At 29.8% G+C, this 9,651-nt stretch carries 8 protein-coding genes; 6 read left to right on the top strand and 2 right to left on the bottom strand.

The features are described 5' to 3' along the window. Positions 1–174: 174 nt before the first annotated feature. The 3 genes from JJD95_RS18275 to JJD95_RS18285 all read left to right on the top strand — a co-directional run bounded on the left by JJD95_RS18275 (position 175) and on the right by JJD95_RS18285 (position 3,642). A complete protein-coding gene (locus JJD95_RS18275) occupies positions 175–765 on the top strand; it encodes a DUF1836 domain-containing protein (RefSeq protein ID WP_291644639.1) in 591 nt (196 codons plus the stop codon). 22 nt (positions 766–787) lie between these two features. After that, positions 788–2,014: a peptidase T gene (pepT, locus tag JJD95_RS18280; protein WP_291644641.1), complete on the top strand. Its 1,227-nt coding sequence runs from the start codon at positions 788–790 to the stop codon at positions 2,012–2,014. 254 nt (positions 2,015–2,268) lie between these two features. After that, positions 2,269–3,642: a trypsin-like peptidase domain-containing protein gene (locus JJD95_RS18285; RefSeq protein ID WP_291644643.1), complete on the top strand. Its 1,374-nt coding sequence runs from the start codon at positions 2,269–2,271 to the stop codon at positions 3,640–3,642. Between the two features lie 68 nt (positions 3,643–3,710). On the opposite strand, the gene JJD95_RS18290 is transcribed toward JJD95_RS18285, so the two are convergent. Continuing rightward, positions 3,711–5,702, bottom strand: a complete 1,992-nt coding sequence (locus tag JJD95_RS18290; RefSeq protein WP_291644645.1) for a fructose-1,6-bisphosphatase — start codon at positions 5,700–5,702, stop codon at positions 3,711–3,713. Positions 5,703–5,964: 262 nt separating this feature from the next. On the opposite strand from JJD95_RS18290, the gene JJD95_RS18295 reads away from it, so the two are divergent. From JJD95_RS18295 to JJD95_RS18305, 3 genes are all read left to right on the top strand, one after another. Next, a complete protein-coding gene (locus JJD95_RS18295; protein WP_291644647.1) occupies positions 5,965–6,972 on the top strand; it encodes a MarR family transcriptional regulator in 1,008 nt (335 codons plus the stop codon). A 251-nt stretch (positions 6,973–7,223) separates the two neighbouring features. Then, positions 7,224–7,793, top strand: a complete 570-nt coding sequence (locus JJD95_RS18300; protein WP_291644649.1) for a LemA family protein — start codon at positions 7,224–7,226, stop codon at positions 7,791–7,793. A 12-nt stretch (positions 7,794–7,805) separates the two neighbouring features. Next, positions 7,806–8,621: a YgcG family protein gene (locus tag JJD95_RS18305; protein ID WP_291644651.1), complete on the top strand. Its 816-nt coding sequence runs from the start codon at positions 7,806–7,808 to the stop codon at positions 8,619–8,621. Between the two features lie 129 nt (positions 8,622–8,750). On the opposite strand, the gene JJD95_RS18310 is transcribed toward JJD95_RS18305, so the two are convergent. Continuing rightward, entirely contained in the window at positions 8,751–9,362 is a 612-nt protein-coding gene (locus JJD95_RS18310) for a DUF4230 domain-containing protein (RefSeq protein ID WP_291644655.1), read from the bottom strand. Positions 9,363–9,651: the final 289 nt, after the last annotated feature.

Raw genomic sequence — 9,651 nt, forward strand, 5'->3', positions numbered from 1 at the left:
GTTCTTTTATTAATTATTTGCTCCCAGAGAAGCAGATCTTCAGCTGTGGATCTCAAAATAAAACCTCCCATCGACTACTTTATCAAAGTATATCAAACAGGAGGTTAATTTACATTACGGTGTTTGTTCCATCGCTTACTATCTATACTATATAATGAGAGGGAGGTGAAATAAATGGATTATAACAAGGAAACTTTGGATGGATTAGTGAAAGAGATCATAGGGGCAAAAGATGTTAGTTTAATGGAAATACCTTGTGTAGATTTATATATGGATCAAGTCACTACTTTTTTTGATGAAAAGCTTTCAAGTCTTAAAAGAAATGAAGAAGATAAAATTCTTACTAAAACAATGATTAATAACTATACTAAAGGTAAGGTTTTGATGCCAGCAAAAAATAAAAAGTATACTAACGAACACATGATATTACTTACTCTTATTTATAATTTAAAGCAGACTATATCAATCAGTGATATTAATACAATTTTTAATTCTATTATTGATGTAAAAGCCTCTAAAGATACAAGTATCTCATTAGAAAATTTATATAACAATTTTTTAGATATAAAAGAAGTTCAGAACCAAGAGTTTGAACTTGATGTAGATAAATATTCTGAATATATAAAGGTTAAAATTAAAAAAATGGGAAAAGAGGATGGAGAGTTAATAGAATTAATATTAATGGTATTATTACTTATTAATAAAGCAAATATGCAAAAAAGAATGGCGGAAAAATTAATTGATAATTTTTTAAAGACGACTTAATTGTAAATGAGGAGATGATCATATGTCAAAAGTTGTAGAAAAATTTTTAAAATATGTAAGTTACAGTACTAAATCAGATGAGGAATCAACAACTGTGCCAAGCACAGAGGGTCAAATGGTACTTGCCACTGAATTAGTAGCAGAACTAAAGGCAATGGGTATAAATAATGCTAGCGTAGATGATAATGGATACGTTATGGCAACTATTCCATCTAATATAGAAAAAGCTGTGCCAACTATAGGATTTATAGCACATATGGATACTGCTCCAGATATGTCAGGCGAAAATGTTAAACCTAAATTTATTGAAAATTATGATGGAGAAGACATAATTTTCAATGAGGAGAGCAACATAGTACTATCTCCAAAAGATTTTCCTGAATTAAAGGATTACATAGGAAAGACTCTTATAACAACAGATGGAACTACCTTACTTGGGGCTGATGATAAAGCTGGAGTTGCTGAGATTATGGCAGCTGCAGAATATTTAATGGATAATCCTAAAACGCAACACGGTATAGTTTGTATTGGGTTTACACCAGACGAAGAGGTAGGGCGTGGCGCAGACTTATTTGATGTGAAAAAATTTGGAGCGGATTTTGCATACACTATGGATGGTGGAACTATTGGAGAATTAGAGTACGAAAATTTTAATGCTGCAGGAGTAAAAATATATATCCATGGACGAAATGTTCATCCGGGCTCAGCAAAAGGAAAGATGGTTCATTCTGCACTTATAGCAAATGAATTGATGTGCTCTCTACCGCAAAACGAAACACCGAGTGCTACAGAAGGTTATGAAGGATTCTATCATCTGACCAGTATTAATGGTGAAGTTGAAGAGACTAAACTTCAATACATTATAAGGGATTTTAATAGTGAAAGCTTCGAAAATAGAAAGATATTTATAAAAAACGTAGTAGATAAATTAAACACTAAATATGGAAGTGGCACAGTTGAAATAGAACTTGTAGATCAATATTTTAATATGAAAGAAAAAATAGAACCAGTTAAACATATTGTAGATACCGCATTTTTGGCTATGAAAGAAGTGGGAATAAATCCTATAATGGTACCTATTAGAGGGGGTACTGATGGAGCAAGGCTTTCATTTATGGGGCTTCCTACACCAAACATATTCACAGGTGGACAAAATTTTCATGGTAAATATGAATTCATTCCTACATATGCCATGGAAAAAGCTGTTGAAGTAATACTCAATATAGTTAAGTTATATGCTAGTAAATAATATCATATAATTTTAATTAGTATATATGTAAAAACTTATTGGCTTATCTTAAACAGATAAGCCAATTTTATAGTGTTAATTGAAAAAAATATCTAACATATCTTAAATTAATTGTTAATTAGTTAAAGGTTTGTTAATAAATTTGACACTAAACTGTAACACAAATGTATTAATATATAATTAATGATAAAACAAAAGGTTAAATTAAAAGTTAATAACGGTTATGGAGTTCGCAATAAAAGGAGGAAAAAAATATGAATGAAAATATGGATAATAATAAAACAAATGAAACAAACGAAATAGACGAAATAGACCCAATAGACCAAATAGACGAAAATACAATTAGCTATGAGAATAACAATGCTCATTTGAATATGAGTTATTCAAATGAAACAGGTGGAGTTAATGAAAATATTATTGAAGATGCACCTGGGTGCGGGTTTAAAGAAGAACAAAGTGAAACAGCACCTATTGGATTAGAAAATAATAATTATACAGAAGTAAGCCAAGAAAAAGTGAAAAAGAATAAAGGCGGTATGAGAAATAGAATAATGTCCTACATAATAGTAGGTGCAATATGTTCTACACTTGGAGGTATAGGATCTGGTATTGTTACAATGAATATGATGAAAAATACAAATAGTACAAATAATACTAGTGTACCTAAAGCGGCTACTACAAAAAGCTCTAGCGATTCAAGTGCAAAGCTTATTACTACAAGTACGACAGAAAATTTAAGTGTACCTGAAATTGTAAAAAAAGTAAGCCCTGCAGTAGTTGCAATTTCTTCCCAAAGTTCTTCCGGTGAAGGGGTAGGAACTGGAATGATATTTAGTGAAACTGGAGAAATTTTGACGAATTATCATGTTATAAGTGGAGCGCAAAGTATTAAAGTTATGCTTAGTGATGGAAATGAAGTTTCAGCAAAAGTAGTAAACTTCGATGAAGCAGCTGATGTAGCTGTAATTAAACTTCCTGATAATACTAAAATTCCAGGTGTGGCTGAATTTGGAGATTCCGATGATCTTGAAGTAGGGGAAGCAGTAGTAGCAATAGGTAATCCGCTAGGGAAAGAGCTTATAGGATCTGTTACTACAGGCATTGTTAGTGCGGTTAATAGACAAGTAAGCATTGAAAATAAAGAATTGAAATTTATTCAAACAGACGCAGCTATTAATCCTGGTAATAGTGGTGGACCACTAGTGAATACTAAGGGTCAAGTTATAGGAATAAATACTGCGAAAATAAGTTCTACAATGAGTCAGCAACAGGTTGGCGTAGAAGGATTAGGTTTTGCAATACCAATTAATACAGTAAGCCCTAAAATGGATAGTTTAACCAAGCAAGTTCTTACTATAGGTATTACTTGCGAAGTAATTACTCAGGATATTCCAGAAAAATATAATTTGCCAGTTGGAGTACTAGTTAGGCAAGTTCAAAAGGACAGTGCAGCAGAAAAATATGGTATTAGATCTAAGGATGTTATCACAGGGTTTGATGGTAAAGAGGTTAAAACTGTAGATGAATTAAATGCTTTGAAAAATACTCATAATGCTGGTGATATAGTTAAAGTAGAATTAGTTAGGGATGGAAAAACAATAGAAATAGATTTAACACTTACTGAATAAACTTTAATATATGTAATAAATAAAACCACTTGGGAACTCCCAAGTGGTTTTTAAAAGTCTTATGAATATTACCTTTGCTCTTTAATAAGTCCTTTTCTATAGGCTGTAAGGAGTAACTCTAAATCTTTAATTTGTTCCTTGATTTCAAGGCCCACATCCGTATCTATTACACGTTTTCGATTTGTAGAGGTTTCTAAGACTATAGTAGACGATAAGATATCTTTACCTTCTTCGATAGCTTTTTGCCTAGATTCAAATGGAGCATGGGATGCTAAAAGTAGTCCATAGGAATTATAAATAAGGGTATACCCTGCTATTCCTGTTTCTGGTTGGTAAGCTTTAGAAAAGCCTCCATCAATAACTAAAAGTTTGCCATTAGCTTTTATAGGACTCTCACCTTGAGTAGTCTTTACAGGAACATGACCATTTATAATATGCGAATTATTTATGTCCAAGTCGAATTCAGTTAATATATTGTTGCATATTGTTTCATCATCTCTATATTTATAGTATGGATTTTTAATTTCTTTATGAGTACTTTTGTCATCTATGAAATATCTCTCAAAGGTAGTCATTTTATCCTTACCAAATAAGGGCGAGTTGGAACCACACCACAAATACCATATGGTGTCTAAAGCATAAAGTTTAGATTCTGAATCAGTTTTGCCAAAATAAGCTTCTCTTGCTACTTGTTCAGTTCTATCGATATAGGATTTTCCACTATAAGTAACATTATCTATTTTTATTTTTTTAAAACTACCATCTTGATTTAATGCTATGCAACCATGATAAAGCAAATTAGAGTTGTACTTTAAATACATATTACCTTTAGAATACAAAAAACGTATATGTTTTTGGAGCTTTTCGCTGTTTGAAAAAGAAGATTTAAGTTTGTCAATAAGTCCTCTTTCGTCTTCAGTTAATGTATAAGGGTCAGTTGGGTCTATAGTAGGGAAATTTGTATCATTTAGTCTGTATTCTTTTCCGTCAATATTTATGCAACCCTTTTCATAGTCTATTTCGCTAAGCAGTAGTCTATCTTTCATTTCATAATGAGGGCGTCTTTTTATTACTTGACCCTCAAGTTTAAATTGAATTATCGAAATTGCTTTATGCATTTGTGACATTAAACTAAGGTCTTTTTCTCTATAATTATTTTCTGTAAGAACTTTTGGTTTAAAAGATTTGCAGGGGTCATTACCATAAAAATCTAAAGCAAAAGTTGCTAGAGGTAATAAGTTAATACCATAACCTTCTTCGATAGTTTCTAAATTTGCATACCTTGTTGAAATGCGAAGAACATTTGCAATGCAACTTTCAGACCCTGCAGCGGCGCCCATCCAAAGTATGTCGTGATTACCCCACTGTATATCAATAGAGTGGTATTTCATAAGAGTATCTAAGATTATATGCGCTCCAGGACCTCGGTCATAAATGTCTCCTAAAATATGAAGTCTATCTACAGTTAGTCTTTGAATTAGGTATGCAATTGCAACTATAAATTCTTTAGCTCTACCAGTTTTAATTATGGTCTGAATAATTTCGTTGTAATATTCCTGTTTATTAAAAGTGTGTTGTTGTTCATGGAGTAATTCTTCGATAATATAAGAGAAATCTGGAGGCAGCGCTTTTCTGACTTTAGATCTAGTATATTTAGAGGAGACTGTCCTACAAATTTTAATGAGTTTATGAAGTGTGATTTTGTACCAATCTTCTATATCATATTCTTCTCTAAGTGCTATATCTAATTTTTGTTCAGGATAGTAAATAACGGTTGCTAGTTCTTTTTTTTCAGTTTCTCTAAGAGAAGTACCAAAGATATCATTAATCTTTCGTTTTATTACACCAGAAGCATTCCTAAGAACATGATTAAAGGATTCATATTCACCGTGAATATCTGTGAGAAAATGTTCAGTTCCCTTAGGTAAATTTAGGATAGCTTGCAGATTTATAATTTCAGTACAAGCATCTGGAATTGTAGGGTACTTACTAGCTAGTAGCTTAACATATCTCAAATCTTCTGCTATAGTATCAATAGATGATTCACTAGAAATTATCATTCTTGACTCTCCTTTATAACTGTTTTAATTTTATTTGTATAGCTTATATAATATATAAGCTATACTTAGTATTATAATACATTATTATAGAATATTGTATTATAATAAAAATATATTTTTTTAAAACAATGTAAAATAAAAAGATAACATTCTTTTGTTGATTTGGTGGAACATTTTTGATACAATTTATTGAATGATAGCAAGGTAAATAAAAATAATAATAATTTATATAGATGCTAACTATCATCTAAGGGGATATTTTATGGAACAAAATGAGCATTTATTTAATATACATTCGTTATATAATCTAGCAAGATACGCTTTTTTAAAAATTGAATCTAATTACGCAAGGATGGTAGAAACTTCGGGTATAACGCTGCCACAACTAAGAGTTCTGTGGATAATTAAATCATTTCCAGGAATTTCACTTAGTAACGTTGCAAGAATTGGATGTTGGTCTTCACCTACAGTTAGTAATATGATTAAAATTTTAATAGATAAAAAGTTGATATTTAAAGAAGAAACTATAAATAAAAAGTTATATAAACTTCAATTAACAGAAATGGGTAAATATTTTATTAATATAAATAAACAAGATAAGGGAAAAAAATTCTACCTTTTTGACTTAATAGGTTTATTTTCACATAGTGAATTAGATTTTATTATAGAGATTTTCACTAAAATTATAATAAAAGAAAATAAAGAATTTATTTTTGAATATATTGATAAGATTAATGAAATGAACTTAAAGATTGATTTAGCAGATTTTGATGAAAATAAAGTTAGTATAATAAAAAAGACAATTAGTATATATAATCTTTTAAGAACATTTATATTAACGGTTAAAAGTAATCACAATGAACCACTTAAGCAGTTTAATGTGACTTATGCTCAACTAAGGGCACTATGGATAATTGATGCATTTAAAGGTTTAACATCAAGTGAATTAAGTGAAATTAGCTTTTGGTCACCATCTACAGTTCATGTAATAGTAAAAAATTTAATTAGTAAAAATTTTATTTATAAAGAAAAAGCAGCAATCAAAAATGCCCTTTACTTAGATATAACAGAATATGGTGAGAGACTTATAATTGACGATTTTAATAAAAATCAAAAAAGTATGTTGATTTTTGAAGAATTGAAAGATATAAGTTTAGATGAATTAATAGATTTAAATGGACTTCTAAGGAGAATGAATAAAAAACTTGGAAATTATAAAACAGAAGAATATATAAGAAAAACCTTTGATATTATTAATAATAAAACATAAAAAGATGATTTCTGTATTTTGAAATGCACCCTGTCAAGTAGACATTGGGCAATTCATTTTAATCAGAAATCATCTTTTCTGATTATATTAGAATAAAAATTTTCAGATAGTACATAATTTTAAACAATAAATAGCAAATTAGTATAGTATCCTTATAAAATTCATAAATATATTATAAGGATGAGATTGAATTGATTATTAGCTGAATTAAGTAGTAAATATATTATATAAAATAGAAAGGTGGTATAGATATGAATAAAACACAAAGGACCGTTGCCATCGTTGTTGCAGTGTTTTTAGTTATAACAATGCCTATTGTTGGAGGCTACAATAAGATGGTTAGTTTAGATCAAAATGTAAAAGTCTCAGAAGGGAATATAGACACACAACTCCAAAGAAGGTCAGATTTAATTCCTAATTTGGTTGAAACAGTAAAAGGATATGCATCTCAAGAAAAAGAAATATTTATACAAATAGCGGAGGCCAGGGCTAAACTTTCTGGTGCAAAAACCGTGGGTGATAAAGCGGAGGCGGATAGTGAACTTGGTACCGCGCTATCAAGGCTATTAGTAGTGGTAGAAAGATACCCAGAGTTAAAATCTAGTCAGAATTTCAGAGATTTGACCGTATCGCTAGAAGGTACAGAAAATAGAATAGGTACAGCAAGGCAGGATTATAATAAAAGTGTTGATAATTATAACACTACAATTAAAAAATTCCCCGGTTCTATTATTGCAGGAACTTTTAGGTTCGAAGAAAAAGAGTATTATAAAGCTAGTGAATCTGCAAAAGAATTGCCCAAGGTTGACTTTAGTAAATAGGAGTAGTTAAAAATGAAAAATTATTTAATAAAGGCTGTTAGTAAAATTTTAAGTATTATGTTATGTACACTTATATTAAGCTCAATAATATCTATGAACTTGGTAAATGCAGAGGTTAAATTTCCTAGGGCTACAGCATCAAAATATATTAATGATTATGTGGGAGAGATAGATGCTGACTCTGCACAATATATTATGTCAGTAGGTAAGGAATTAGAAGATAAAACAGGAGCAGAGGCTATTGTGGTTGTTATAGATACACTTCAGGGTGAATCTATAGAATCATATGCCAATGGCATATTTAGAGAGTGGGGTATTGGACAAAAAGATAAAAATAACGGGCTGTTAATTTTGTTATCAACTACTGATAGAAAGTGGAGAGTTGAGGTGGGTACAGGTCTAGAGGGAGCTATTACCGATATATACTCTTCAAGAGTCATGAATGAAATTGCAGTACCTAAGTTTAAACAAAACCAATATGGACAGGGAATCAGGGAGGCATATTCAGTTTTATCTGATAATATAGCTAAAGAATATGCAGTAACACTAGACAAAAATATTAATGTTCCCCAATATACAGATAGTACAAAAAATTCAAATGCACCTAAAAGAGGGAATGGAATCTTAATAATAGGAGTTATTTTGATAATGCTTCTTGATTTTATTTTTAATAGGGGAAGAGTAACGAGATTTATGATTAAAGTGCTATTTTGGAGTGCAATTTTTGGACGAGGCGGAAGAAATGGTAGAAATGGTGGTAATGGTGGTGGATTTGGAGGATTTGGAGGAGGCTCATCAAGTGGCGGTGGTTCTTCCGGGAGCTTTTAATTTATAAGTTTGGTGGAATATAATAAAATGAGTAAAATAATTGTATTATGTTAGAATGTTAATTATATAAAATGAAATAGTTAAAAGCAGAAAAATAATGTTTTCTGCTTTTAACTATTTCAAGTTTATTTATTTAAAAACTATTGTTACATTTTCAAATCCCATATCTAATAAAATGCCACGTAAAAGTAATTTGGCATTATTGTTAGCTTCATCTAAAAATCCTTTTTTTAAAAGCTCCACTTCAGTCTTTTTCTTTTCATTGCATATTTCATTTATAATATCCTGCATACTAAGTTTATTAAACATTGAGGATTTTTCATCATATACGAATAAATCTTCATTATCGATTACATTGTCAATAATTTTAGACTTTTTTAATGTTATAGTAATTTTTCTCCCATTAACAAGAACTTTTAAGCCTTCTAAATCTACTCCAGCTTTAATATATCCGCTATATTTTATAAAAAATGACTTTTGTGTAAATGGAATAGAAAAATCTTTAAATTTTTTAGTGTTTTTTAGAACTATTATATTAGCATAGTTATATTTTATTGTAGAAAGTTCAGATATTTTTGATATTCTTTCTGTAATAATAGTAGAAGTTTTAACTTCTTCATTATTAAAAGTGTTAATAATAGAATAGATCATTATAGTTGAGATTGTTAAGTTTAAAATTATAAATAAGAGAATGAATTTACTTTTTAGTTTTATATGGCTAAATGCTGATTTTAGATTCATAGAAGACCACTCCTTTTGTATTTCGAGATAACATATAAATTTACAATAAATATTAACTATACTAAAGTATATACTATGAATAAAGGCAAAATGCCATTTAATTTGTAAAGGTTTAAACTAGAACTTAACTCAGGCAATTAATTTAAAGTAGTGTCAAGCATTTTTGAAAATGTCCCAAATCATGTGAAACATTAGCACCAACTAATTGTTGGTGCTTTGCTTTTGTAAAAGTATGATTTTGGGTAAGCTTAACAGACCTACCGCGTGCTTTACTTTTTTAAAAAAGAAA

Source organism: Clostridium sp. (assembly GCF_016650035.1).
Lineage (GTDB): Bacteria > Bacillota > Clostridia > Clostridiales > Clostridiaceae > Clostridium_AD.

What these genes read in the sequence shown, in the direction of transcription:
- JJD95_RS18275 (WP_291644639.1), top strand. Translation starts at nt 175, where the DNA reads ATGGATTATAACAAGGAAACTTTGGATGGATTAGTGAAAGAGATCATA.
- pepT (WP_291644641.1), top strand. Translation starts at nt 788, where the DNA reads ATGTCAAAAGTTGTAGAAAAATTTTTAAAATATGTAAGTTACAGTACT.
- JJD95_RS18285 (WP_291644643.1), top strand. Translation starts at nt 2,269, where the DNA reads ATGAATGAAAATATGGATAATAATAAAACAAATGAAACAAACGAAATA.
- JJD95_RS18290 (WP_291644645.1), bottom strand. Translation starts at nt 5,702, where the DNA reads ATGATAATTTCTAGTGAATCATCTATTGATACTATAGCAGAAGATTTG.
- JJD95_RS18295 (WP_291644647.1), top strand. Translation starts at nt 5,965, where the DNA reads ATGGAACAAAATGAGCATTTATTTAATATACATTCGTTATATAATCTA.
- JJD95_RS18300 (WP_291644649.1), top strand. Translation starts at nt 7,224, where the DNA reads ATGAATAAAACACAAAGGACCGTTGCCATCGTTGTTGCAGTGTTTTTA.
- JJD95_RS18305 (WP_291644651.1), top strand. Translation starts at nt 7,806, where the DNA reads ATGAAAAATTATTTAATAAAGGCTGTTAGTAAAATTTTAAGTATTATG.
- JJD95_RS18310 (WP_291644655.1), bottom strand. Translation starts at nt 9,362, where the DNA reads ATGAATCTAAAATCAGCATTTAGCCATATAAAACTAAAAAGTAAATTC.